18 protein-coding genes are annotated in these 24,390 nt (G+C 74.9%); 11 read left to right on the top strand and 7 right to left on the bottom strand.

Going from position 1 to position 24,390, the window contains the following annotated elements:
• Positions 1–198: 198 nt before the first annotated feature.
• Positions 199–1,170 carry an acetylxylan esterase gene (locus tag AC07DW_RS06125; RefSeq protein WP_478856424.1) on the top strand — a complete coding sequence of 324 codons (972 nt, stop codon included), beginning with the start codon at positions 199–201 and terminating at the stop codon, positions 1,168–1,170.
• Between the two features lie 112 nt (positions 1,171–1,282).
• A complete protein-coding gene (locus AC07DW_RS06120) occupies positions 1,283–1,876 on the top strand; it encodes a Type-2Aa cytolytic delta-endotoxin (protein ID WP_478856423.1) in 594 nt (197 codons plus the stop codon).
• A gap of 204 nt (positions 1,877–2,080) precedes the next feature.
• On the opposite strand, the gene AC07DW_RS06115 is transcribed toward AC07DW_RS06120, so the two are convergent.
• Both AC07DW_RS06115 and AC07DW_RS06110 read right to left on the bottom strand, forming a co-directional pair.
• The gene (locus AC07DW_RS06115) at positions 2,081–3,424 is read right to left on the bottom strand and encodes a UDP-glucose dehydrogenase family protein (RefSeq protein ID WP_478856422.1); all 1,344 of its coding nucleotides are present in this window, start codon (positions 3,422–3,424) and stop codon (positions 2,081–2,083) included.
• Between the two features lie 224 nt (positions 3,425–3,648).
• A complete protein-coding gene (locus tag AC07DW_RS06110; RefSeq protein WP_478856421.1) occupies positions 3,649–4,200 on the bottom strand; it encodes a DUF2165 domain-containing protein in 552 nt (183 codons plus the stop codon).
• Between the two features lie 101 nt (positions 4,201–4,301).
• On the opposite strand from AC07DW_RS06110, the gene AC07DW_RS06105 reads away from it, so the two are divergent.
• Together AC07DW_RS06105 and AC07DW_RS06100 are read left to right on the top strand one after the other, a co-directional pair.
• Entirely contained in the window at positions 4,302–5,897 is a 1,596-nt protein-coding gene (locus tag AC07DW_RS06105; RefSeq protein ID WP_478856420.1) for an FAD-binding oxidoreductase, read from the top strand.
• A gap of 153 nt (positions 5,898–6,050) precedes the next feature.
• Positions 6,051–6,845 carry a VOC family protein gene (locus AC07DW_RS06100; protein WP_478856419.1) on the top strand — a complete coding sequence of 265 codons (795 nt, stop codon included), beginning with the start codon at positions 6,051–6,053 and terminating at the stop codon, positions 6,843–6,845.
• Between the two features lie 212 nt (positions 6,846–7,057).
• On the opposite strand, the gene AC07DW_RS06095 is transcribed toward AC07DW_RS06100, so the two are convergent.
• Together AC07DW_RS06095 and bdeA are read right to left on the bottom strand one after the other, a co-directional pair.
• Positions 7,058–9,871, bottom strand: a complete 2,814-nt coding sequence (locus AC07DW_RS06095; RefSeq protein WP_478856418.1) for a helix-turn-helix transcriptional regulator — start codon at positions 9,869–9,871, stop codon at positions 7,058–7,060.
• Positions 9,872–10,085: 214 nt separating this feature from the next.
• Positions 10,086–11,021 (bottom strand): bis(hydroxyethyl) terephthalate hydrolase, encoded by a 936-nt coding sequence (bdeA, locus tag AC07DW_RS06090; protein ID WP_478856417.1) that lies wholly within the window; start codon positions 11,019–11,021, stop codon positions 10,086–10,088.
• 180 nt (positions 11,022–11,201) lie between these two features.
• Here bdeA and AC07DW_RS06085 point away from each other — a divergent pair, with 180 nt between their 5' ends.
• The 4 genes from AC07DW_RS06085 to AC07DW_RS06070 all read left to right on the top strand — a co-directional run bounded on the left by AC07DW_RS06085 (position 11,202) and on the right by AC07DW_RS06070 (position 18,159).
• Positions 11,202–11,867 (top strand): TOPRIM nucleotidyl transferase/hydrolase domain-containing protein, encoded by a 666-nt coding sequence (locus AC07DW_RS06085; RefSeq protein WP_478856416.1) that lies wholly within the window; start codon positions 11,202–11,204, stop codon positions 11,865–11,867.
• 764 nt (positions 11,868–12,631) lie between these two features.
• Positions 12,632–13,003 (top strand): hypothetical protein, encoded by a 372-nt coding sequence (locus tag AC07DW_RS06080; RefSeq protein ID WP_478856415.1) that lies wholly within the window; start codon positions 12,632–12,634, stop codon positions 13,001–13,003.
• Positions 13,004–13,196: 193 nt separating this feature from the next.
• A complete protein-coding gene (locus AC07DW_RS06075; RefSeq protein WP_478856414.1) occupies positions 13,197–17,177 on the top strand; it encodes an nSTAND1 domain-containing NTPase in 3,981 nt (1,326 codons plus the stop codon).
• Positions 17,178–17,316: 139 nt separating this feature from the next.
• Positions 17,317–18,159, top strand: a complete 843-nt coding sequence (locus tag AC07DW_RS06070) for a C40 family peptidase (protein WP_478856413.1) — start codon at positions 17,317–17,319, stop codon at positions 18,157–18,159.
• Between the two features lie 32 nt (positions 18,160–18,191).
• Here the strand turns inward: AC07DW_RS06070 and AC07DW_RS06065 are convergent, their stop codons facing one another.
• Positions 18,192–18,578: a VOC family protein gene (locus AC07DW_RS06065; RefSeq protein ID WP_478856412.1), complete on the bottom strand. Its 387-nt coding sequence runs from the start codon at positions 18,576–18,578 to the stop codon at positions 18,192–18,194.
• A gap of 441 nt (positions 18,579–19,019) precedes the next feature.
• Here AC07DW_RS06065 and AC07DW_RS06060 point away from each other — a divergent pair, with 441 nt between their 5' ends.
• Together AC07DW_RS06060 and AC07DW_RS06055 are read left to right on the top strand one after the other, a co-directional pair.
• Positions 19,020–21,077 carry a galactose-binding domain-containing protein gene (locus AC07DW_RS06060; protein ID WP_478856411.1) on the top strand — a complete coding sequence of 686 codons (2,058 nt, stop codon included), beginning with the start codon at positions 19,020–19,022 and terminating at the stop codon, positions 21,075–21,077.
• Positions 21,078–21,111: 34 nt separating this feature from the next.
• A complete protein-coding gene (locus AC07DW_RS06055) occupies positions 21,112–22,173 on the top strand; it encodes a lactonase family protein (RefSeq protein ID WP_478856410.1) in 1,062 nt (353 codons plus the stop codon).
• Position 22,174: 1 nt separating this feature from the next.
• Here the strand turns inward: AC07DW_RS06055 and AC07DW_RS06050 are convergent, their stop codons facing one another.
• Positions 22,175–22,399, bottom strand: coding sequence for a hypothetical protein (locus tag AC07DW_RS06050; RefSeq protein ID WP_478856409.1), 225 nt, complete (start codon positions 22,397–22,399; stop codon positions 22,175–22,177).
• Between the two features lie 106 nt (positions 22,400–22,505).
• The gene (locus tag AC07DW_RS06045) at positions 22,506–23,189 is read right to left on the bottom strand and encodes a hypothetical protein (protein WP_478856408.1); all 684 of its coding nucleotides are present in this window, start codon (positions 23,187–23,189) and stop codon (positions 22,506–22,508) included.
• Between the two features lie 225 nt (positions 23,190–23,414).
• Between AC07DW_RS06045 and AC07DW_RS06040 the strand changes: the two genes are divergently transcribed.
• Positions 23,415–24,311 carry a GNAT family N-acetyltransferase gene (locus AC07DW_RS06040; RefSeq protein ID WP_478856407.1) on the top strand — a complete coding sequence of 299 codons (897 nt, stop codon included), beginning with the start codon at positions 23,415–23,417 and terminating at the stop codon, positions 24,309–24,311.
• Positions 24,312–24,390 lie beyond the last annotated feature (79 nt).

Below are 24,390 nucleotides of genomic sequence, written 5' to 3'. Positions count from 1 at the left end.
CGTTGACGGGAGTCGAGACTGGAAGGAAACTTTCCTAACTTTCCTCCTCGATGAATAGCAGCCACGGTCCGAAACTTGCAAGGTTCATGACAAGAACGGTGACGGCCGCTCACCCCGGCGCCTCCTGGCGGCCTTGGGGCGGCCCCACGGCGGCGGTTAGCGTGTGATCACCCATTCCGACGATCACGGTGGTGCCCCATGCCGCACTTCGACCTGCCCCTCGAACAGCTCCGTACGTACCGCAGCGCGTCGCGGGAACCGGAGGACTTCGACACCTTCTGGGCCAGGACGCTCGACGAAGCCCGCTCGTACGAACTCGGCGCGCGCTTCGAGCGGGTGGACACCGCGCTCACGACGGTCGACGTGTACGACGTCACCTTCGCCGGCTTCGGCGGCCACCCCGTCAAGGGCTGGTTCGTCCTGCCCGCCGGCACCCGGGAGCCGCTGCCGGTCGTCGTCGAGTTCGTGGGGTACGGAGGCGGGCGCGGCCTCCCGCACACGCATCTGCTCTGGGCGTCGGCCGGGTTCGCGCACTTCGTGATGGACACCCGCGGCCAGGGCAGCGGGTGGGCCGGCGGTGACACTCCCGACCCGGTGGGCAGCGGGCCCGCCTACCCGGGCTTCATGACGCGCGGAGTGGAGGACCCGCACGGGTACTACTACCGGCGGCTGTTCACCGACGCCGTACGCGCCGTGGAGGCCGCCCGATCGCACCCCCTGACCGACGCCTCGCGGACGGCGGCCGTGGGCGTCAGCCAGGGCGGCGGGATAACCCTGGCCGTCGGCGGGCTCGTGCCGGACCTGGTCGCCGTCGCGCCGGACGTCCCGTTCCTGTGCGACTTCCCCCGGGCGACGACCCTCACGGACCGCGCCCCGTACCGGGAGATCGCCTCCTACCTCAAGACGCACCGGGGCCGCTCGGAGCAGGTCGCGCGGACCCTCGCGTACTTCGACGGCGTGCACTTCGCGGCGCGCGGTTCGGCGCCCGCGCTGTTCTCCACCGCCCTGGAGGACCTGACCTGCCCGCCCTCGACGGTGTTCGCGGCGTTCAACGCGTACGCGCACGAGGACAAGGCGATCGAGGTCTACGACTTCAACGACCACGAGGGCGGCGAGTCGTTCCAGCAGGCGGCGCAGCTGCGCTGGCTGCCGCGCCGGCTGACGGCCTGACACCTCGGGCCGCGGGGGCCGCCCCGGCGTGGACGCCCGCGCGAAGGCCGCCCGGGGGGACGCCATACTGACCGACCGGGCGGCGATCACTTCCGACACGCTAGGAGCAGCCATGGTTGACCGGATCGCCGCGGAGAAGACGACCTTCAGGCCGGTCTTCGAGGTGGGGTCGTCCTTCATGGAACAGGCGCGGGGCATCGAGGCCCGGTTCCAGCACGCGATCGCCCCGGCGACGGTGGACTTCGACTTCGGTGAGATCGGCCGGGCGGCGAGCGCCATCCCGGACAGCTCGACCGTGAAGATCATTCGCGGCTGGGGTCTCCAGGAGACCGCACCCGTCAGCGTGATGGTCCTCTCCCTCCGGGAGGCCGTACGCCAGGCCCTTCCGCAGCCGTTCGCGAACCCCGCCTTCTGGGGCAAGGCCGAACGGGCGCTCACCGACGCCTTCGTGGGACTGTACGGCCAGACCGGCACGCACCTCTCCTTCTACCGGGAGGAACCGGACAGCACGAGCTACTACTACAACCTGCTGTTCGCCCTCCAGGACGAGGAGACCGGCGACTGCGTGCACGCCGTCGCCTTCTGCGCCGACGTGACCGTCGCACTGGGTCCGGACGGGGTCCGGACCCTGACGGTCGAGGACACCGCCCCGTACGCGATCCGCGTCAACGCCATCACCGTGCGGACCCCGCCCCCCGCCGGCTGACCCCCCTGGGTCCGGGTTCGGGTCCGGGCGCTGATCCGGACCCGGCGCCGGTCCTTCCGCGTCGGTGCGGGCGCGGCCCCGTCCGGGCCGCTGCGGGTCGGGGCCGGCCCGGTGCCGGTGCGGCCCGGTCCCGGTGCGGTGCGTCGCGTGCCGCCCCGCGGGCAGGGGCCGCCCGGACCGGCCGCGGTCGACGGGGCGCCGGGCCTACGTGCTCGGCGCGGGGCGCGGCGTCCCGGCGGAGGCGTCGGCGCGGCCCGGCAGCCGGTTGCCGATGCCGCGGTACGTGAGCGGCAGGCCCGCCAGCCGCTCGGGCAGCAGGCAGTTCTTCCCGTCCACGACCACCGCGGGCGGCGCCATCGTGGCGGCCAGCAGCGACCAGTCGGCCTCGACGACCTCGGGCCACTCCGTGAGGACGACGGCCGCCCGGGCGCCCCGAACGGCCGAACACAGGTCGGCGCAGGGACGGGCGCCGGGGAAGAGCTGCCGCAGGTGCTCCGGTTCCACGGCCGGGTCCCAGACGCGGACGCCGCCCGCCTCGGCGACCAGCCGCGGGACGAGGACGCGGCTGGGCGCGGCCCGCATGTCGTCGCTCCAGGGCTCGTAGCGGGCGCCGAGCACGGCGATCTCGCAGCCGGCCAGCTGCTCGCCCAGCTCCTCGCGCAGTACGTCGCTCACCAGCCCCGGCTGCGCGCGGTTGACGGCGATGGTGGCGTCGAGCAGGGGCGTCTCCACGCCCCGGCCGGCCGCCCAGTGCGCCAGGGCGGCGGTGTCCTTGGGAAGGCACGAGTCCCCGAAGCCGAGGCCGGGCTGGAGGAAGGCGTGGCCGATCCGCGGGTCGAGCCCCACGCCCCGCATCACCGTGTCGACGTCGAGGTCCGGGGCGGCGCACAGCCGCGCGAACTCGTTGGCGAAGCTGATCTTCATGGCGAGGAAGGTGTTACCGGCGTACTTGATCATCTCCGCGGTGTCGGGCGTGGTCACCACCCAGGGGCACGTCATCTCCCCGTACAGCCGGCGCAGCACCGGCAGCGCGCCCGGCGACCACAGTCCCACGACCGTCCGGGACGGAGATGTCCAGTCGTCCAGGGCGCTGCCCTGGTTGAGGAACTCGGGGTTGTACGCGTAGCGGTCCCGCAGTTGCGGGTGGGCCTGGAGGAGCCGGGCACTGCTGCCGGGCGGCACGGTGGACTTCAGCACTACGGCCGGCGGCGGCAGCAGGGCCGCCACCTCCGTGAGGGCCGCCCTCACCTGCGACAGGTCGGCCTCCCCCGCCTCGCCCGGCGGTGTGCCCACCGTGATCAGGACGACGTCGAAGGGCTGCTTGAGGTGCGTGTGCGCGAGGTCGGACGTGAAGGCCAGCCGCCCGGTCCTCCGGGCCAGCGTCAGTTCCTCCTGGAGCCCCGGTTCCGCCACCGGGGCACGGCCCGCCTCCAGCGCGGCCAGCCGGGCCGGTTCGCGCTCGACGCCCGTCACGTGGTGTCCCTGCCGGGCGAGGGCCACCGCCCCGGTCAATCCGACGTAGCCCTGACCAACGATGGCGACCCGCACGTGACTCTCCCGACACCGGCGATACCAGCAGGACCTGCTGCCGCTCCGTACGCGGAAACGCCAGCTTGCCGCCGCCGGTACCGCCGGGCCACCGGTCCCGGCCGGACGGGTGACGGCACCGTGCCGGATGCCGGATGCCGGGCGCCGGGCGCCGGGCGCCGGGTCACGATCGCGTCCCCGGGCGGGTCGAGTCGCCGAGGCACCGCCCCGCCCGGGTTCCCGCGTCAGTCCGCCTGCCGGGCCCCGGCCGGCAGGTGCACCACGACCAGGGCGAACGCCGACAGCACGACGTAACGCAGCGCCGAGTCCAGGCCGTTCCAGTCCGACGACTGCCACATCGCGAACCACTCGCCCCCGATCCCGAAGAAGCCCGCGCCGAACAGCAGCAGGACCATCACCAGGCCGACGCTGCTCGCCCGGCGCGCACGGTCGACGGTGTTCCGGCGCAGCCCCGTCGCCCACAGCCAGGTGGCGAGCACGAGGACGGCGGCGGTGAGGACCTCCCAGACGATGATGGCGACGTACGCCGCGTTCTGGAGGGCGGGTGAGGTGATCGCCCGCCACATCAGCTGCGGGTCCTTGAACGTGGTGTCCATGGCCAGCACGTGCTGGACGAACTGCTGGTTGGTGCCGAAGTCGGTGATGTTGCCGAAGGCCACCAGGACCATGGACAGCGCGACCGTCCCCGTCAGAACGGCCGCCGCGACGGGCAGGGTACCCAGCCGCAGCAGCCGGTCCCGGGGTGGTGCCGCCGGGCGTTCGGTGCCACCTGTCATGTAAATCCCCCTCGTGAGCACGGATGTTGGGCGCAACCTCGAACGGTTTCCTCCCATCTTCCCCTCCGCGAGAGACCGACACGGCAGTGGGGGGACGGACGATGGAGCGGACGACGGCACAGGGCAGTGGTACGCGAGCGGAACCGGACGGCGGGCCGAGCCGTCGCCGCATCCTGGGCGCCGGTGCCGCGGCCGCGGTGTCCGGGGTGTTCCTCACGGGAACGACGAGCGGCGCGGCCGGCTCGGCCACCGCCGCCGCCAAGGCGCCGGGCGCGGCGGACTGGGCGGCACTGGCCAAGGAGCTCGACGGGACGCTGGTGCGGCCGGGCGACCGGGACTACGACGCCGCCCGCACGCTGTTCAACCCCCGGTTCGACGCCGTGCGTCCGGCCGGGATCGCCTACTGCGCCCGGCCCGAGGACGTCCGCGGGTGCCTGGCGTTCGCCCGCCGGACCGGGGTGCCCGTGGCGGTGCGCAGCGGCGGGCACGCGTACACGGGCTGGTCGTCGGGTCCCGGTCTGATCGTCGACGTGCAGCGGATGGCGTCCGTCTCCCTGACGGGCGGCACCGCGACGATCGGCGCCGGCGCCAAACTCATCGACGTCTACGACCGGCTCACCGCCCGCGGCCGGACGGTGCCGGCCGGGTCCTGCCCGACCGTGGGCGTCTCCGGGCTGGTGCTGGGCGGCGGGATCGGCGTGGTCAGCCGCGCCTACGGCGTGTCCAGCGACAGCCTGACGGGCGCCAGGATCGTCACCGCCGACGGCCGGATCCGGGACGTGGACGCCAAGCGCGACCCCGACCTGTTCTGGGCGCTGCGCGGCGGTGGCAACGCCCAGTTCGGGGTGGTCACCGAGGTACGGATGCGCACCCACGCCGCGCCCGAGTGCACCACGTTCTTCCTCCGCTGGCCCTGGGCGCGCGCCGCCGCCGTGGTACGGGAGTGGCAGCGCTGGGCCCCCACCGCGCCGGACGGCATCTGGGCGAACCTGCACCTGGCGGCCCCGGTGGGCGGACGTCCCGGGTCGGTCCGGGTCGGCGGGCTGGCGCTCACCGGCCGGGGGGACCTGGAGAACCGGCTCGACCGGCTGGCCGGCGCGATCGGCGCGGCCCCCGCGTCGGAGTCGATCCGCACCCGCCCGTTCATGGACGCGATGAAGGTGATGGGCGGGGTGTCCGGCTGGAGCATCGCGCAGGCCCACCAGAAGGGTTCACTCCCGGGCCGTACCCCGCAGGGCCGGGTGGCCCGCGAGTCGTACGCCGCGCGTTCCGACTTCTACACGCGTCCCGTTCCGGCCGCCGGCGTCAAGGCGCTGATCGCCCGGGTCGAACAGCTGGCCCGGCTCGGCGGAGGCGGGACGGGCAGCATCGCGCTGGACGCGATGGGCGGCGCGGTGAACCGGGTACGGGCGGCCGACACGGCGTTCGTCCACCGCGACGCGCTCTTCCTGGCCCAGTACATCGTGTCCTGGCCCGACCGCGCCCCGGCGGCGACGGTGGCCCGGCACCGGGCGTGGCTGGACTCGACGTACGACGTGATGCGTCCGTGGGCGAGCGGCCGGGCGTACCAGAACTACGCGGACCCCGCGCTGCGGGACTGGCGTCGCGCCTACTACGGCGCGAACATCGACCGCCTGGTGAAGGTGAAGGCGGCGTACGACCCGGGGCGGCTGTTCCGCCACCCGCACGGCTTCTGAGCCGGCCCCTGATGAGCCGGCCCGGCCCCTGACGGCCGGGCACCGGCGCGTCGTTTCACCGGTTCGTCGCTCCCGGAGGGCGGATGTCGGTGGTGGGTGTCACGCTTCTGCCGTACGCGCTTTCCGTGACGTCCGCGAAACGAGGCACGCGCCGTGATCACCACTGACTTCGCCCCCGGCTCCCCCTGCTGGCTCGACCTCGGCGCGCCCGACGTCCCGGCGACGGCCGACTTCTACGGCTCGGTGTTCGGTTGGGAGTTCGAGCCGGTCACCCCGGAGGAGGGGGACTACGGCACCTTCAAGCTGGACGGCAGGGTGGTCGCGGGCCTCGGGAAACTCACCGAGGAGGGCGCCCGTTCAGCGTGGATGATCTACTTCAGCACACCCGACGCCGACGCCACCACCGAGGCCGTGCGGCGGTCGGGCGGCACGGTGCGGGTCGCCCCGATGGACGCCGGCGGCGAGGGCCGGATGGCTCAGTACACCGACCCGCAGGGCGGCCAGTTCGCCGTCTGGCAGCCCGGGTCGATGAAGGGCGTGGAGGCGGTGGACGGCCCGGGCAGCCTGGGCTGGACCGAGCTCTACACGACGGACCTGGCCGCAGCCAAGGACTTCTACGGCAGCCTGTTCGGCTGGCAGACGCAGGACCTGGACCTGCCGGGCGGCGGTGGGACGTACTCCCTGATCACGCCGTCCGGCCTGCCGCCCGAGCGGATGCACGGCGGTCTCATGCAGCTCCCGGCCGACGCGCTCACCCTCACCGGCGGCCGCCCCTACTGGCACCCCGTGTTCGGCTCCACCGACTGCGACGCGACGGTCGCCAAGGTCAGGGAGAAGGGCGGCACCGTCCAGATGGGCCCCGAGGACGCGCCGGACGTCGGCCGCCTCGCCGTCTGCGTCGACCCGGCCGGCGCGGACTTCGTGGTCCTCACGCCGGTGCCGGGCTGAGACCCGGGGCCGGCCTCGCCGTCCACGGCCGGCGCCACCGCCCGCCACGACGGCGGCTACGACCCGGGCCCGGCCGTTCCCCCGGTTCACCTCCCGGCGGTGTCCGGGCCAGGTGCGTGGCGCAGTGCACCACGCCGCGCAGCGGGTGGCCGGTGGCGTCGATGTCCCGCAGGAGCCGCCGCACGGCGGCGCCGGTGCACCGGCCGGGGCGGTCATCCGGCGGTGACGGCCTCCTCCCGGGCCACCAGCCGGGACAGTTCGACGCGGGAACGGACCCCCAGGAGCGCGAAGACGTTGCGCAGGTGGTGGTCGACGGTACGGGGGCTGATGGAGAGCCGCAGGGCCACCTCGCGGTTGGTCGCCCCCTCGGCGACGCACCGGGCGATGCGCAGCTGCTGCGGAGTGAGGCCGGCCAGCGGAGCGGCCGTCTCCCGTGCCGCCGCCCCGCCCGTCGCCCGCAGTTCGGCCCGGGTCTGCTCGGCCCACTCGGTGGCGTCGGAACGCTCGAAGGCGTACAGCGCGTCCTTCAGCCGGCCCCGCGCCTCGCGGGGCCTTCGCCGGCGCCGCAACCACTTGCCGTAGAGCAGCAGCGTGCGGGCCCGCTCGAAGTCGCCGCCCGCCCTTTCGTGCCCGGTGAGCGCATACGCGTACAGCGCCTCCGCCTCGGACGGCGGGGCCAGCAGCGCGCGGCAGCGGGCCAGTTGCGCGGGGGCCTGCGGATCGGCGCCCTGGGCCACCCAGCCGGCGAACTCCTGCACGGCGGTGCCGGCGTCGGCGCCGCCCTCCCCCGCGAGCACGGCGGCCTCCACGAAGCAGGGCGCCATGAGCATCCGTACGGCGAAGTGACCGTGCCGGTGTCCCGGCCGCACCAGCGGGCCCAGCCGGGCGGCCGCGTCCAGGGCCATGCCGCGGCCCAGGTCCGCACGGGCGCGGGCCCATTCGGCGAGGGACGCGGCCTGGACGAGGCCGTGCGGACCGGCGATCCCGAGGGCCGCGTCGGCGTGGGCGGTGAGCGCGGCTCGATCGCCCTCGATCGAGGCCACCAGGGCCAGGACGGCGTGGTGGTGGGCCACGATGTTGCGCTGGCCCGACCGGTGGGCGGTGCGCAGGCCCTCCTCGGCGTGGGCGCGGGCGCGGGCGTGCCGCCCGGCGCGCAGCTCGGCGTAGGCGAGGTGTTCGAGGGCCTGCGGGACCAGGGTGGCGATGTCGCGCGCCCGGGCCGCCGCCAGCGCCCGCGCGTTGACGCGGCACGCGCCGGCGATGTCCCCGACGACCAGGGCCGCCACCCCGGCGCGCAGCAGCCGCACCGGGTCGTCGTCGCCCGCGGCCCGGTCGAGCACCCGCCCCAGCGGTCCGCGCGCGTCCCCGAACCGGCCCCTCAGCGCGGCCAGCATCCCGGCCCGGAAGTCGTCGTCGCCCGGGGCGGGGCCGGCGGGCTCGCGGTCGAGGTCGGCCAGGCAGGAGGCGATGTCTCCCGCGGCCCACGCCGCTTCCATGGCGCCGAACCTGGCACCCCGGGCGCCCTCCGGGTCGTACGGGTCGAGCAGCGCGGCGGCCAGCAGCAGCGCCTCGTGCGCGTCGGCCACGGGTCCGTCCCGCAGGGCGAGGGCCCCGCGCACGAGTTCCGCGCCGCCCCGCGCCGCGTCGTGGCCGGCCGCCGCCTCCCGGGCCGCCGCCAGCAGTTCCCCGGCCCGGCGGGGGCGGCCGCCCAGCCGGGCGTACTCGGCGGCGGCCGTCAGCCGGGCGGCGCGGAGGTGTGGCGCGGCGGTGAGGTCGGCCGCCCGGGCCAGCGCCAGGGACCGCTGCAGGGGTTCCGCCCGGACGGTGGGGGCGGTCGCGGCGGCCGCCAGGTCGGCGGCGAGTTCCGCGTCTGTGCCGTCGGCGGCCAGGGCTCGGTGCGTCAGGTGGGCCAGCCGGTCGCGGTCACCGTCGAGGACGGCGGCGAGCCGCGCGTGTGCCGCGCGCCGCCGGGCCGGCGGGGCGCCCCGGTACACGGCACGGCGCACCAACGGGTCGTCGAACCGGACGCGGTCGCCCGCTCCCCGCGCCACCCCGGCGCGCTCGGCGGCGTCCAGCACGGCCGGGCCGAGACCGGCGGCGCGGGCGGCCCGCAGCACCGGGGCCGCGTCGGCGCCGCAGCCGTCCGGGTGGTACTCGTGGGCGGCGGCCACCAGTAACAGCAGGTCGCGCGTGGTGAGGGGCAGTTCGGCCAGCCGGCCGCCCACGACGCGCGTCAGGGCCGGCCCGTCCGCGAGCGGCCGGGGCAGCGGGGCGTGCCCGGCGAGCTGCGCCGGCGACAACCGGCCGGCCAGGGCGGTGAGGAGCGCGGGGTTGCCCTCGGCCTCGCGGAGCAGTTCGCCACGTACGAGGGGGTCGGCGGCGCCGAGGGTCAGGTCGTCCAGCAGCGCGCCCGCCGCGTGCTCGGTGAGCGGGCCGAGGTGGACGGCGGGCAGTCCGGCGAAGTCGGGGGCCCCGGCCCGGTGGGCGGCCACCGACAGCAGCAGTCCGACGCCGGGCACCGAGTCGACGCGCCGCGCGGCGAAGCCCAGGGCGGCGCGCGACAGGGGGTCCCACAGGTGCGCGTCGTCGACGCAGAGGAGAAGGGGCCGGTGGGGGCAGGTGCGCCGCAGCAGGTCCAGGAGGCCGGTCGGCGGCAGGCCGGCGCCCAGGAGGCCGCCGGGCGCGGTACCGGTGTCGTCGCCGGTGACGATGCCGGTGCCGGTGCCGGTCGCGGGGCGAAGGGCTCGGGCGGCGAAGGCGGGGGCGCTGCTCAGCAGCGCGTGCAGCCCGCTGTGGGCGAGGTGGCGCTCGGCGGGCGCGGCGCGGGTGTGCAGGACGGTTCCGGCGGTGACGTCGCGTACCGCCCGGTCCAGGAGGGCGGACCGGCCGCGTCCCGGCTCGCCGGCGACGAGCAGCACGCCCGACCGGCCGGCCGACAGGCGTTCCGACAGGGCGGCCACAACGTCCAGTTCGGTGTCGCGGCCGTGCAGGCGCGGCGAGGTCCCGGTGGTCGTGTTCGTGGTCACGCCCCTCACGTTACTTGCGCGTAAGGAGTGCCGGAAGCCTTGCGTCCACCTGGGCCGTACGGCTTCTCCAGCCGCTGCGAGCTGGGAAGACCACTCGCGGGAGGCCGTATCGCTGGGCATGTTCCCAAGGGTGGCGGGGCAACTCTGTGCATGAGCACAACGCGGCCCGGTGGCGACCGCGCCCAGGGGGTCGCGGTCGCCACCGGGGCGGCGGTCAGGAGGTGTGCGGGCAGTTGCCGCGGTACTCCTCGATGGACAGGCTGGGGCGCGGTATCGGGCACAGGAACTGCTCGTAGCGGGTGTCGTTGTCGATGAACCGCTTGAGCCACGAGACGCTGTACTTCGCGATCGTGGTGTCGGAGGTGTTCGGGGTGAAGTGGGTGGCGTTGTTCAGCTCCAGGTACGCCTTGTCGAGCGTGGCCGGCAGCGACTCGTAGAACGGCTCGGAGTGCGTGGCCACCGGGGCGATCGTGTCACCGTCGGCCCCGATGAGCAGCGTGGGCGTCCGGAGTTCGGGCCACGTCTTGTCGGTGTTCCAGCCGGTGAGCGGGATGGCCGCCTGGAGGGAGGGCCGGGTCTTGGCCGCCTCCAGGGTGCCGCCGCCGCCCATGGAGTGCCCCATGACACCGAGACGGGTGCTGTCGATCCGGCTTCTGACCGTGCTGCGCTGCGTCAGGTGGTCGAGCGCGGCGAGCAGCTGGCGGCCCCGGCTGTCGGGCTGGTCGACGGTGGTGTTCGTGTCGATGGTGAAGACGACGAAGCCCTGGGAGGCCAGGCGCGGCCCGAGCCAGGCGATGGACGACTGGGTGCCGGTGAAGCCCGGCGAGATCGCCACCGCCCCGAACGTACCGTCGCTGGTGGTGGTCGGGTAGTAGATGGTGCCGCCGCCGAAGCCGGTGACGCTGAGCGAGGAGACGGTGGTCTGCGAGACCGCGTACGGGCCGCGCACGGCCTCGATGCTCGCCGTGGTCGGGGCGGGGCCCCGCTCGTAGGGGTTGTCCGCCGCCTGGGCGCCCGGGGACATGGCGGTGTTCAGTCCGGCGACGGCCAGGAACGCCACCAGGGCCGCGACGACCGGCCGCCGGCGGCGCCTGCCCTCGGCGGGGGCGGGGGTGGGTGCGGGGGATGTGTTGATGCTGTTCCGGTGCACGACGGAGTCGTCCTCTCTGTCGTGGCGCGTACGTACCGGTGCGGCCGGTCCGCCGCGCCGTGGCGGGTGGGGGTGCCACTGTCACGGCGGGCCGGACGGTGCGGCATCGGTGTAATCACCGGCCTCGGCGGGGCGGAAATTCGGCCACGCCGTTCGCGCGTCTTTGCGAGACTGGCGGGGATGGACGATGTCGAGGGTTTCCGGTCGGCCGCGATCGCCTGGGCGGCGGGCGGTCAGGGCGCGCGTTCGGCCGCCGAGAGCGCCCGGGAACTGGCCGCCCGCGTCCGCCCCAGGAGGGTCCTCCTCGTCGAGGGCCCCAGCGACCGCGTGGCGGTCGAGACGCTGGCCGCGTGCCTGGGCCGCGATCTGGACGCCGAGGGGTTCCCCGTCGTACCGCTCGGCGGTGTGACGAGCATCGGGCGGTTCCTGGAGGTCCTCGGTCCGCGGGGGCTCGGCCTGGACGTGGCGGGGTTGTGCGACGCCGCGGAGGAGCACTGGTTCCGGCGCGGGCTGGAGCGGGCCGGGCTCGGCGACGCCCACGGCCGCGCCGACTTGGAGCGGCGCGGTTTCCACGTGTGCGTGGCCGACCTGGAGGACGAGCTGATACGGGCGGTGGGCGCCGGGACGGTCCGGCAGGTCATCGTCGACGAGGGCGAGTGGCGGGCGTTCCGTACCTTCCGGAACCAGCCCGCGCAGCGGGAGCGGGCCGTCGAACAGCAGTTGCACCGGTTCATGGGCACGCACAGCGGCCGCAAGGCGCAGTACGCGCGGGCGCTCGTCCGGCGGCTGGAACCGGCGTGCGTCCCCGGGCCCCTGGCACGCCTGCTCGCGGACGCGGCGGCCTGACGTACCCGGCAGGGATACGCACAGCGGAGGATGTGCTGTGCCCGCCCGGCTTCTACGGTGCTGAGCACGTACTCGTGCATCGGAGGGCAGTCGCGTGATCGAAGAGTCGGGCAGCGACCACTGGACGGACCGTGAGACGGACGCGGGGCTGACCGTCTTACTCGGGTTACCGGCCTGCCGCTCCGTGAGAAGGGAACGGGAGCCCCGTGATCCCGCCCAGTTCCGGGAGCCGGCCCACGGCATCCGGTGCAACTCGGCCCAGGAACAGCACTCCTGCCCCACCTTCCCCGCCCCTTGGTGCTGACCCCGCCGGGACGGACCCGCTCACGCCGGGATCGCCCCGGCCGCGACCGCACCTCCACGGCCGACCCGCCGCCCGCCGCTCGCCGTGCGGTGTCTCCGCCCTCCCCGCCGACGCCGTCGCCCACCGTCGTGCTGCGGCGGTCCGGTGCCGGCCGTGGCCGCCTCCTCGTGGCCGCACCACACGGTTCGGCCCCGTCCACCAGTTCCGGTACGCCCCGGCCGCGGCAGCGGATGGCCCGGCACGGCCGGCTGCCCCGGCCGCGCGCGGCTCGTCGGACGCCGGTGCCCCGTCGTCCCGGTGGCGGGCCTCCGAGGCCGTTGACTTGCCGCTCCCGGACGGCTGGTCACCGGTGGTTTCCCGGGGAGCGGCGCGAAGGGCAACGGGAAACCCGTTCACCTCGGCGGGGGCCGCGGACAGTCTGATGTCGTCAGCACACCGCAGGACCCGCCAAGGGGGAAACGTGCGCAAGGTGAAGATGATGAGGACCGCCGCGGCACTCGCGCTCGCCATCGGGACGATGACCACGGTCACCGCCACCCAGGCCCAGGCGGCGGAGGCCGCCGCCAGCCACGGGTGCGCGTCGGGGTACGTCTGTCTGTACCCGGGTGCGGGCTGGAACAACGACCGCCCGACGCACCGGTACTACACGTACGGGGCCCACAACCTCAGCAACATGTACGGGACGTACCGCATCCTGAACAACCAGACCGGCGGGGCCACCGTCCGGACCTGCACCGGGTACAACGGCACCGGCTGCCAGGGCTACCTCCCGGCCAACCAGTACATCGACAAGGACATGACGCCGATCAACTCGATCACCCTCCAGCCGTAACCCCGAGCCTCCCGGCATCGTGGACAGCTTCCGGAGCCGCCGACCCGGCGACTCCGGAAGTCCTGTTTACGCCACACCGGACGAATGGTCCGGTCCGCTGTCGGACCCCCGCTGTAGCCTGGGCTGCTGTCATCTCACAATCTGGGCGCACCTGGCCATGGGGGATGCTTTGGGGGATCCGGATCGCGGACGGATGACCGACCGCCCGCACGAGTTGCCCGACGGCACGGCGATGTCCTTCTCCGCGCGGCTGAGACACCTGCGACTGCAACGCGGGCTGTCTCTGGCCGACATAGCGCGTCAGACGCACTACAGCAAGGGCTATCTGAGCAAGATCGAGACCGGTGCCAAACGGGTCACCATCGACGTGGCACGCCGATGCGACCAGGTCCTGCGCGCGGAGGGCGAGTTGCTGCGCCTGGTGCGGGAGGCGCCGGCGCCCCGCCCTCCGGAGCACCGGCCGGACGACAACTGCCCCTACCGCGGCCTTTCGGCGTTCGGCCCGCAGGACGCGGGGTGGTTCTTCGGCCGGGAGCGGGTGACGGCCTCGTTGATCGAGCGGGTCTTCGAACGGCTCGGCGCCGGACCGCTGTTGGTCGTCGCGCCGTCCGGCGCGGGCAAGTCGTCGCTGCTGAACGCCGGTCTCGTACCGGCTCTCCGGCGCCCGGGCGGCTTCCCGACGGCGGGCGCCGACGGGTGGCCGCTGGTGATGTGCACACCCACCCATCAGCCGCTCCAGGAGCTGCTGGACCGCACCGCCAAGGCTTTGGGAAGCGATCTCGGCGTCAGTACGCGCCAACTGCGCGACCGGCCGGAGGTACTGCTCGAAGCCGTCCGCCGGCTGACTGGCTCCCCGTCACCGGACCGCCGGACGGTGCCGGGCGCCCGCGAACCGCGCGACGAGCGGACACCAAGGGACGAGCGGGCTCCGGGGGACGCCCGCGGGCCGGGCGGCGAGCGGCCGGACGGCCGGCCGGAGGCGGCGGCCGGGGGGCGGGAGGACGGGCCGGGGGGCGGAGGGCGCCGCCCACCGCCCGTCCGGCCGGTGCTCGTCGTCGACCAGTTCGAGGAGCTGTTCACGCTCTGCTGCGACGAGGACGAGCGGCGCGCGTTCGTCCGCGTGCTCACCACCCTCGCCACCTCCCGGCCGGAGACCACCGGGTACGACGCGGCCCTCGTGGTGATCGGCGTACGGGCCGATTTCACCGGCAGGTGCCTGGACCTGCCCGAACCGGCGTCGCTCTTCACCGAGGGGCTCTTCGTACTGCCCCCGATGTCGGTGGCCGAACTGTGCGAGTCCATCACGCGCCCGGCGCGGCTCGCGGGCGTCACGCTCGAACCGGGGCTGGTCCCCCTGCTGCTGCGGGACGCGGGCCTGCGCGACGACGCGGGCTCGACGGACCCGGCGGGTTCGCCGGAGCGCGCCCCGTCCGGCGCCCTGCCGCTGGTCTCCCACGCGCTGATGGCCACCTGGCTGCGGCGCGAGGGCGCCACCCTGACCGTCGCCGGGTACGAGGACACCGGCGGCATCCAGGGGGCGGTCGCCCGCACGGCCGATGACGTGTTCGCCCGCCTGTACCCGGCCGAGCAGCGGACCCTCCGCCGGATCCTGGTGCGGCTGGTCCACGTCGCCGACGGGGCCGGGGCCACCCGGCGGCGGATGAGCCGGACGGCGCTGCTGGAGCAGCTGGCGGACGCGGAGGGCGCGGGGGCCGCCCTCGACGCCTTCGTACGGGCCCGGCTGATCACGATGGACAGCGACACCGTCGAGATCACCCACGAGGCCCTGCTCCACGCCTGGCCCCGGCTGCACGGCTGGATCCAAGCCGACCGGGCCGGGCTGCTGATCCACCAGCAACTGGCGCACGCCGCCGAGGAGTGGGAGCGCGAGGGACACGACCCGTCCGTCCTCTACCGCGGGACCCGGCTGGACACCGTACGCGCGCGGGCCGACGAGCTCGACGGCGCGAGCAGGCTCGGCCACCGCGAAGCGGCGTTCCTGCTGGCGAGCCGGGCGGAGGAGGAGGGCCGGGCGGAGCAGGCGAGGCGCCAGGTCAGGTGGCAGCAGCGGATGCTCGCCACCCTCGTCGTGCTGCTGGCCCTCGCCCTGACCGCCGGGGGCGTGGCCTACCAGCAGCGGGCGGGCGCCCTCGGCCAGGAGCGCGTGGCGCGATCCCAGGCGCTCGCCGTGCGGTCCACCTCCCTGGCCTCCGGTCAGCCGGAGGCGTCCATGCTGCTGGCCGAGGAGGCCTACCGCACGGAGGCCACGACCGAGGCGCGCGGGGCGCTGCTGAGCACCCAGTCGCTGGCGTTCACCGCCCGCCTCCGCGGCCATCGCGGGCCGGTCAACGCGGTGGCCTTCGCGCCGGGCGGCGGGCTGCTGGCGTCGGCGAGTTCGGACGGCACGGTACGGCTGTGGCGGATGGCCGACCGCCGGACGATCGCGAGCTACGCCGTCCGCGGGCGGGTGCGCGGGGTCGCCCTGGCCCCGGACGGGCGGACGCTCGCGGTCACGTCCACGGACGGGCCCGTACGCCTCTGGGACACGGCCGGGCGGCGGGCGGGGGCGACGGTTCTGCCGGCGCGCACCACCGGGGCGCGGGCCGTGGCCTTCGCGCCGAGCGGGCGGACCCTGGCGGTCGCGGGGGCCGACGGCACGGTCCAGTTGTGGGACGCGGCCGGAGCGCGGGCCGTGGCGTTCCTCACCGGCCATGTGGGGCGGGTCAACGCCCTGGCGTACGCCCCGGACGGGCGGACGCTGGTGTCGGCGGGCTCCGACCGGACCGTACGGCTGTGGGACGTCACGGGCGGCCGGCCGCCGGCCGTGCTGCGGGGGCACACCGACGAGGTGCTCGGCGCCGCGTTCGCCCCGGACGGGCGGACGGTCGCCAGCGGGGGCGTGGACCGGACGGTGCGGCTGTGGGACGTGGCGCGGCGCCGTCCCGTGCGGGTGCTGGCGGGGCATGACGACGACGTCAACGGCGTCGCCTTCACGCCGGACGGCACGATGGCGGTCGGCGCGGGCGGTGACGGGACGACGCGGCTGTGGGACGTGCGCAGCGGGCGGCCGGCCGTGACGCTGACCGGCCACACCGACTACGTGCTCGGGGTCGCCGTGGATCCGGGCGGCGCGGTGCTGGCCACGGCCGGGTTCGACCGGTCGGTGGCGCTGTGGGACCTGCGGGGTTCGGTCCTGACGTCGCATCCGCTCACCGAGATCTGGCAGGCGGCGTACAGCCCGGACGGGACGCTGCTGGCCACCGCCGACGCCGACCACACGGTGCGGCTGTGGGACGTGGCGGGGCGCCGGGTGGTGGCGACCTTCACGGGCCACCGCGAGACGGTGTTCTCGGTGGCCTTCGCGCCCGACGGGCGGACGCTGGCGTCGGCCGGGTCCGACGGCACGGTCCGCCTGTGGGACGTGGCGTCGCGCCGGCCGCCCGCCACGCTCACCGGCACGCGGGGGGACGTGTTCTCGGTGGTCTTCGCCCCGGACGGGCGGACGCTGGCGTCGGCCGGGTCCGACGGCACGGTCCGCCTGTGGGACGTGGCGTCGCGCCGGTCCTCGGCCGCCCTGACGGGCCACACCGACTTCGTCAACGACGTCGCGTTCAGCCCGGACGGGCGGACGCTGGCGAGCGCCGGTGACGATCTGACCGTACGGCTGTGGGACGTGGCCTCCCGCAGGCCGCTGGCGGCGCTCACCGGTCACACGGGCGCGGTCCGGGGCGTGACGTTCGGTCCGGACGGCGGGATGCTCGCCAGCAGCGGCAACGACGGCACGGTCCGGCTGTGGGACGCCCGGTCGCGCCGCTGTGTGGGGACGCTGACCGGCCACACCGGTTCCGCGCGGGGCATCGCCTTCTCCCCGGACGGGCGGACCCTGGCGAGCAGCGGCAACGACCGCACGGTCCGGCTGTGGGACGTGGCGGGGCGCCGGCTGTGGGCGGCTCTGACGGGTCATACGAACGCGGTGTGGGGCATCGCGTTCTCCCGTGACGGGCGGACGGTGGCCAGCAGCAGCAACGACGGCACCGTGCGGCTGTGGGACCTGGACGTCGGGACCCGGCTGACGGAGATCTGCCGGGTGCGGCAGCGCATCGGGCCGAAGGAGCGGGAGCGGTTGCTGCCGGATCCGGCCGTCGGCGTGGACGAGGTCTGTGCCGGCCGCTGAGACCGCCCTCGCCGCCGGGGTTTCCCGGGTGTTTCCCGTTGCCCGTCCGGGTGGGGCGCCGCCGGGACCTCGACGGCCGCGGGTCACCGCCCGCAGGCTGCTCACCAGGCAGGTACGTCTCCACGGAACGAGGTCAAGGATGCTTCGCCGCTCCACTCTCATCGCGAGTCTCTTCGGTCTGGTCGCTGTCCTCCTCTGGGCGCCGTCGCCCGTGCCGGCCGCCGCAGGCCCGTGCGCCGTCCGGGCGCCCGGAGCCTCCGCGGCGGCCGAGCGCGCCGTGGCCGCCGCGTGCGCGCAGGTGGCGGCGGGTGTCTGGTACACGTGGGGCGGCGGGCACGGCGCGAAGCCCGGCCCGACGTACGGGCGGGTCGACCCGACCGACCCCGCCAGCGAGCACGACCCGGAGCGGCTCGGCTTCGACTGTTCCGGACTGGTACGCCACGCGTACGCCGAGGCGACCGGCGAGGACCTGCTGAACGGGGTGGCCGGCGCCCAGTTCTACACGCACCGCGCCGCGCAGCGCTTCACCGCGGCCCAGGGCCTCGCCCCGCTGGTCCCCGGGGACCTGCTGGTCTGGGGCACGTCGCAGAAGCCGCACCACATCGCCCTGTACCTCGGCGACGGCAGGATGGTGGAGGCCCGGCAGTCCGGCACCAAGCTGATGGTCAGCGACGTCCGCCTGGACGGCGGGTACTTCGGCGCCGTCCGGGTGGACCCCGGACCGGCGACCGGTCACATCTTCCGGACCTGGGGCGCCGGCGTGTGGACCAAGGCGCAGCCGTCCGCCAAGGCCACGCGCGTGTACGCCTTCCCCGGCCCGACGACGATCCGCGTGCAGTGCCAGAAGCACGCGGAGACGGTCACCTCGGACGGCTACACCAATGACGCCTGGTCCTACCTGCCCGATTACCGGGCGTGGGTCACCAACGTCTACATCCAGGGGTCGGCGTGGCTGGACGGGGTGCCCACCTGCACGTTCTGACGCCACCGTGGATACGCGCCGGCCGGCTCGCGTCAGGGGCGGTAGCGCAGCGGGTGGTCCTCGGGCACCTCGGTCAGCACGATGCGATGGCCGTCCGGATCGGCGATCCACATCTCGATCAGGCCCCAGGGCTCCCGCACCGGCGCCCGCAGCACCTCCACGCCCCGGCCGGCCAGCTCGTCGTGGGCAGCCGCGCAGTCGGCGACCTGCATCCACAGCCGCAGCGTCCCGGTCGGCGGCTCGTCCGAGCGGCCGGACACCTCGAGGAACCCGCCGCCGAGGAAGTAGACGGTCCCGCGCTCCGGGCCGGTACCGAACTCCCGGTAGACGGCGAGGCCCAGGGTCTCGCCGTAGAAGACGCGGGAGGCGTGCGGATCACGGGGGCGCAGCAGAACCCTGCTGCTCAGTACGTGCACCATACCGAGACCCTACGTCGACGGGGCGGGCCGAGGGGGTGGGATCACCTCGCCGGTGCGGTCGCGTGGCGGGATGGCCGTGGCAGCGGCGGTGGCGGTGCCACGGCGGGTTTCCGGCCGGGGCCGCCGGCGACGGCGCTCGTGGACGGGAGAGCGGTGACCGGCGCGACGCCGGCCGTACTCGACGCACGGGCGCGGGTCAGCGGTCCGCGGCGCGGGTCCACGTGGCGGCCGGATCACGGGCATCCCCCGCGGACGGCCCGGTTCAGCGCGAAAACGTTCCGAGGCACGACCGTCGCCGCTCTTGACTGCTCACCCGCCGGCCGCGATCCTCGTCGCGCGCGTGATTTATACGGACATGACAATCACCGCGTGGGGTCGGTCGGCCGTCGGGCGCCCGGCTCCCCGACGGTGCCGCTTCCGGCTGGAACACGGGTGACGACCATGTCATTGCGCTCGCACGGCAGGCTCACGGTTCTCGCGGTACTGTCCCTGGCCCTCACCCTGCTGACGCTCGGCCCCGCCCCGGGGGCCACGGGCGCCGGGGACGGGTCAGGCTGGTGGGATCCGGTCGCGCGGCCCGCCCCCGACTCCCGAATCGGCGTCACCGGCGAACCGTTCAAGGGCACCGACGCCCAGGGACGGGTCAGGGGCTTCGTCGACGCGCACGACCACCTGATGTCCAACGAGGCCTTCGGCGGCCGGCTGATCTGCGGCAAGCCCTTCTCCGAACTGGGCGTCGCCGACGCGCTCGAGGACTGCCCCGAGCACTACCCCGACGGCTCCCTCGCGGTCTTCGACTTCATCACCAAGGGCGGCGACGGCAGGCACGACCCCGACGGCTGGCCCACGTTCGAGGACTGGCCCGCCCACGACTCGCTGACTCACCAGCAGAACTACTACGCCTGGGTAGAACGGGCCTGGCGCGGCGGCCAGCGCGTGCTGGTCAACGACCTCGTCACGAACGGGGTGATCTGCTCGGTCTACTTCTTCAAGGACCGGAGCTGTGACGAGATGACCTCGATCCGCCTCCAGGCGCGCAGGACGTACGAGATGCAGACCTTCGTCGACCGGATGTACGGCGGCCCGGGCAAGGGCTGGTTCCGGGTCGTCACCGACTCGGCCCAGGCCCGCGAGGTGATCGAGCAGGGCAAACTGGCCGTCGTCCTGGGCGTGGAGACCTCCGAGCCGTTCGGCTGCAAGCAGATCCTCGACGTCCCGCAGTGCGACCGGGCCGACATCGACCGGGGCCTCGACGAGCTGTACGCGCTCGGTGTCCGCAGCATGTTCCTGTGCCACAAGTTCGACAACGCCCTGTGCGGCGTCCGGTTCGACTCCGGCAGCCTCGGCACGGCCATCAACGTGGGCCAGTTCCTGTCGACGGGGACGTTCTGGAAGACCGAGAAATGCGCCGGGCCGCAGGCCGACAACCCCATCGGCGGCGCGCCGGCCGCCGAGGCGGAGAAGAAGCTCCCGCCGGGCGTCTCGGTGCCGGCGTACGCCGCCGACGCGCGCTGCAACACCCGCGGCCTGACCGCGCTGGGCGAGTACGCCCTGCGCGGGATGATGCAGCGGAAGATGATGATCGAGATCGATCACATGAGCGTGAAGGCGACCGGCCGCGTCCTGGACGTGCTGGAGTCCGCGTCGTACCCCGGCGTCCTGTCCTCGCACAGCTGGATGGACATCGACTGGACGGAGCGGGTGTACCGCCTCGGGGGGTTCGTCGCCCAGTACATGCACGGCGCCGAGACGTTCACCGCCGAGGCGCGGCGCACCGACGCCCTGCGCGAGAAGTACGGCGCCGGGTACGGCTACGGCACCGACATGAACGGCGTCGGCGGCTGGCCGGGGCCGCGGGGCGCCGACACCCCGAACCCCGTGCGGTACCCGTTCCGCAGCGCCGACGGCGGCTCGCTCGTCGACCGGCAGACCACCGGTGAACGCACCTGGGACGTCAACACCGACGGCGCCGCCCACTACGGCCTGGTGCCGGACTGGCTGGAGGACATCCGGGTCACCGGCGGCCAGGACGTCATCGACGACCTCTTCCGGGGCGCCGAGTCCTACCTCACCACCTGGGGCGGCTCCGAGCGGCACCGCGCCGAGAACCTGGCCGCCGGCTCGACGGCGTCGGCAAGTTCGTCGGAGTGGAACCCGTTCACCAGCTACGCGCCCGGCCGCGCCGTGGACGGCGACCCCGGCACCCGCTGGGCGAGCGACTGGCGGGACCCGCAGTGGCTCGGCGTCGACCTGGGCGCCGCGCGCACCGTCGCGCGGGTCACGCTCGACTGGGAGCGGGCGTACGGCAAGGCGTACCGCGTCGAGGTGTCCACGGACGGGAACGAGTGGCGGACCGTCTGGTCCACCACCGCCGGTGACGGCGGCCTCGACACCGCGCGGTTCACCGCCGTGCCGGCCCGCTTCGTCCGCGTCACGGGCCTCGAACGCGGGACCGAACGGGGCTACTCGCTTCGGGAGGTCGGCGTGTACGGCGCCTGACGGGGCGGCCCGTGCCTACAGTGCCCAGCCAGTCGTGGAACGGCAGGAAGGGTATCGCGTGCACTGGGCGTACATCGGCTCGTTCACCTCGGGAGGCGGCCGCGGCATCACGGTCGCGGCCGTCGACCCGGACACCGGGGCGCTGACCCCCCGTACCAGCGTCGACACCGTCACCAACCCCTCCTGCCTCGCCCTCGACCCCGCTACCGGGATCCTGTACGCGGCCGGCGACACCGACCCCGGTACGGTCGCGGCGTTCCGTACCGGGACGGACGGCAGCCTCGCCCCGCTCGGCCCGGCGGTCGGCGTCGCCGGCTCCGGCCCCACGCACCTCTCCGTGACGGGCGGGCGGCTGTTCACCGCCAACTACGGCTCGGGCAGCGTCAGCAGCCTCGCGGTGCGCTCCGACGGCAGCCTCGCGGGGCCGCCCGAGGTGCTGATCCACCACGGCTCCGGCCCCGACGCCGAGCGGCAACGGGGGCCGCACGCCCACCAGGTGCTGCCCGCCCCGGGCGGACGGTGGGTGCTCGGCGTGGACCTGGGCACCGACAGGGTGCGGGTCTGCGCGGCCGACCCGGCCACCGGGGGGCTCCGGGTGCACGCGGAGACCGCGCTGCGGCCCGGCTCGGGGCCGCGGCACCTCGCCTTCCACCCGGGCGGTGAGGTGGTGTACGTCCTGCACGAGCTGGAGCCGCAGATGACCGTGTGCCGGTGGGATCCGGCGGCCGGGCGTCTGGAGCCACTGGCGGAGGTGGCGATCGACCCCGAGGGCGCCCCCGCCGGTGAGCGGCCGTACCCCTCGGTGGTCTCCGTCGCGGGCGACGGCCGGTTCGTCCGGGCCGCGGTGCGGGGCGCCGACACCGTCCTGACGTTCTCCCTCGCGGACGGGGCGGAGAAGCCGCGGCTCACGAATGCCGTGGACTGCGGCGGCGTCTGGCCGCGCGACCTGGTGGCCGGTCCGTCGGGCCGGACGCTGTACGTCGCCAACGAGTGGTCCGGCGACGTGACCTGGTTCGACGTGGACCCGGACAGCGGTGAGCCGCGGCGCGGCGGCGCGGTGGAGGTCCCGGCCGCCGCGTGCGTGGTCCTCTGCTGACTCAGCGGCCGTCGCCGCCCGGCCGGATCGATGCCTGGGACTGCACGGTGTCGACCGTGTGCACGGCCTCGTCCAGCACGTGCCGGCCGAGCCTGCCGTCGAGTCCGACGTGGACCTTGTCGATCAGTCCTCCGTTGAGCGACTCGGCGTGGGCGGTCGCGGAGGCGGCCAGGGTGGCCCCGGTGAGGGCGAGCAGCGCGAGTGCTCGCTTGGCGGTACGTGGCATGCCCGGCCAACGACGCCCCGGCGGACCCGGTCACGGAAACGGTCGCCCGTCCGGCGCAGCCGGCGGCCGCCCGGTGCGTCCTCGCCCGCGGACCGCTCAGGAACGATCAACGGGCGTCACCCCATGTCCACACGCCGCACACCCCGGCGCGGCGCGCCAGGTCCACCGCCGCCTCCAGCCGCTCGGGCGGCACGCCGTCCGGCAGGGCGGCGGCGAGGAGCGCCGCCACGGCGGCGCGGTCCACGGCGCGGTCCTCCGCGCGCGCACGGAACCGGGTGACGGCCTCGTCCAGGGCACGCCGCCGGTCCCGCGTCAGCCGGTCGGCGCCGGCGAGCGCTGCCGTGAGGGCCTGGAACTCCGCTTCCGAGTCCACCCAGGGCGCCGCGCCTTCGAGGCCGTCCTCGGTGAGCTGCTCCGGGTAGGGGACGCGGTGCCAGGCGCCGTCCTCCCACCAGAGGACGAAGCCCAGCAGGTTGCCGTCGGCGTCGTCGCGCAACAGCTCCCACGGCAGCCAGTCGGGGCCCCCGGCGAGGAAGTCGATCCGCTGCCCGTCGACATGGGTGTGGCTGCCGTCCGGGTCCTGACCGGCGAGGACGGCATGCCCGCCGTCGACCCGGGTCAGCCGCCACCAGCCGCCCGCGCCGGTGCTGTGGCACCACAACCCGTGCTCGTCGAGGTCGTGTTCGGGCCGGCCGTCGCGGCACGCCCCCTCCACCAGCGCGAAGGTGACGGCCCGTGCCCAGAGGCGGGCGGGGTGGTCGAGGTCTTCGGGAAGGCTCGGCGCGTGCACGTTGGTGGTCCCCCTGAGATCGGTGTGCCGGGGGCCAGCCTCACACGGAAACCGCTGGACACCGTCGCCGGGGGCCGCCTAACGTTGTGCACCGACGCCCACGACAGCGGAAGGGAGGCGAGCGCCGTGCACAACTCACGTTCCCCGCGCTCCCGTTGCCTTTCCCCGGCGTCCTTGGCCTGACCGGGAGCGCTTCACCGCACAGCTTCCCGGAGGACCCCTCCCATGACCGACACGGTCATCCACGCGCTCGACCCGAGCGACGCCCATCTCTTCGACACCCTGCCCGACCCCCTCGGCGCGCGGGCGGCGCACGCCCGCAACACGCACCGGCCCGAGTGGAAGCGGGTGGCACTGCGCGACGGCGAAGTCGTCGCGCGCGGTGCCTGGTGGGGCGGTGCCGACGACGAAACCCCCGTCAACGTCAACTGGTTCGACGTCGCCGAGGGCGAGGAGGAGGCGGGCGCCGAACTGCTGCGCACCGCCCCCTTCCAGGTCGAGCTGGAGATCAATCTGCCCGCCGGCTGGCGGGACGACCCCGTCGCGCGCGCCGCGTGGGAGACCCGGCTGCGGGCCGCGCGGGCGGCCGGCTACGAGGTGCTGGTCGAGCGGTACATGTACCGCTGGACACCGGAGTGCGGCCTGCCCGAGCGGCCGGGACGGCTGACGTTCGCGGCGGAGCCGGACGACGCCGTGTTCTTCGACGCGCTGCGCCGCATCCACTCGGCGACGCTGGACGCGCACGCTCTGCGCGCCGTCGCCGAGGGCGGCCTGGACCAGGCGGCGCGGGAGGAGCTGGAGTTCTTCCACTGGTGCCCGTCACCGCGCGAGTGGTGGCAGGTGGCGTACGCCCCGGAGGGTGACCTGGCCGGGATCCACATCCCCGCGCACAACCCCTCCGGCCCGTGCGTCGGCTTCATCGGGGTCGTGCCCGAGCAGCGCGGGCGCGGGTACGCGTTCGACCTGCTGGCGGAGTGCACGCACTTCCTGGTCGAGCGGGGCGCCCGGTTCGTCGCCGGTGCCACGGATCAGGGCAACGCGCCGATGGCCGCCAACTTCGCCAGGGCGGGGTATCCGGTGGTCCGCGAGCGCGTCAACCTGGTCCCGGGCGCCCGGGGCTGACGACGGGACCACCCGGGGGCGGGCGCGGTCCGGCCCCCGGGTGGTCGCCGGAGCCGGACGTGTCCCGCGAGGCGTACGG

It is taken from the genome of Streptomyces sp. NPDC045701 (assembly GCF_056432045.1).
This window is presented reverse-complemented; position numbering and strand designations above follow the sequence as displayed.

Excerpts from the sequence above, each read along its gene's own strand:
- AC07DW_RS06085 (WP_478856416.1), top strand. The coding sequence starts at position 11,202 with ATGGACGATGTCGAGGGTTTCCGGTCGGCCGCGATCGCCTGGGCGGCG.
- AC07DW_RS06075 (WP_478856414.1), top strand. The coding sequence starts at position 13,197 with ATGACCGACCGCCCGCACGAGTTGCCCGACGGCACGGCGATGTCCTTC.
- AC07DW_RS06110 (WP_478856421.1), bottom strand. The coding sequence starts at position 4,200 with ATGACAGGTGGCACCGAACGCCCGGCGGCACCACCCCGGGACCGGCTG.
- AC07DW_RS06105 (WP_478856420.1), top strand. The coding sequence starts at position 4,302 with ATGGAGCGGACGACGGCACAGGGCAGTGGTACGCGAGCGGAACCGGAC.
- AC07DW_RS06050 (WP_478856409.1), bottom strand. The coding sequence starts at position 22,399 with ATGCCACGTACCGCCAAGCGAGCACTCGCGCTGCTCGCCCTCACCGGG.
- AC07DW_RS06125 (WP_478856424.1), top strand. The coding sequence starts at position 199 with ATGCCGCACTTCGACCTGCCCCTCGAACAGCTCCGTACGTACCGCAGC.
- AC07DW_RS06065 (WP_478856412.1), bottom strand. The coding sequence starts at position 18,578 with ATGGTGCACGTACTGAGCAGCAGGGTTCTGCTGCGCCCCCGTGATCCG.
- AC07DW_RS06040 (WP_478856407.1), top strand. The coding sequence starts at position 23,415 with ATGACCGACACGGTCATCCACGCGCTCGACCCGAGCGACGCCCATCTC.
- AC07DW_RS06060 (WP_478856411.1), top strand. The coding sequence starts at position 19,020 with ATGTCATTGCGCTCGCACGGCAGGCTCACGGTTCTCGCGGTACTGTCC.
- AC07DW_RS06120 (WP_478856423.1), top strand. The coding sequence starts at position 1,283 with ATGGTTGACCGGATCGCCGCGGAGAAGACGACCTTCAGGCCGGTCTTC.
- AC07DW_RS06070 (WP_478856413.1), top strand. The coding sequence starts at position 17,317 with ATGCTTCGCCGCTCCACTCTCATCGCGAGTCTCTTCGGTCTGGTCGCT.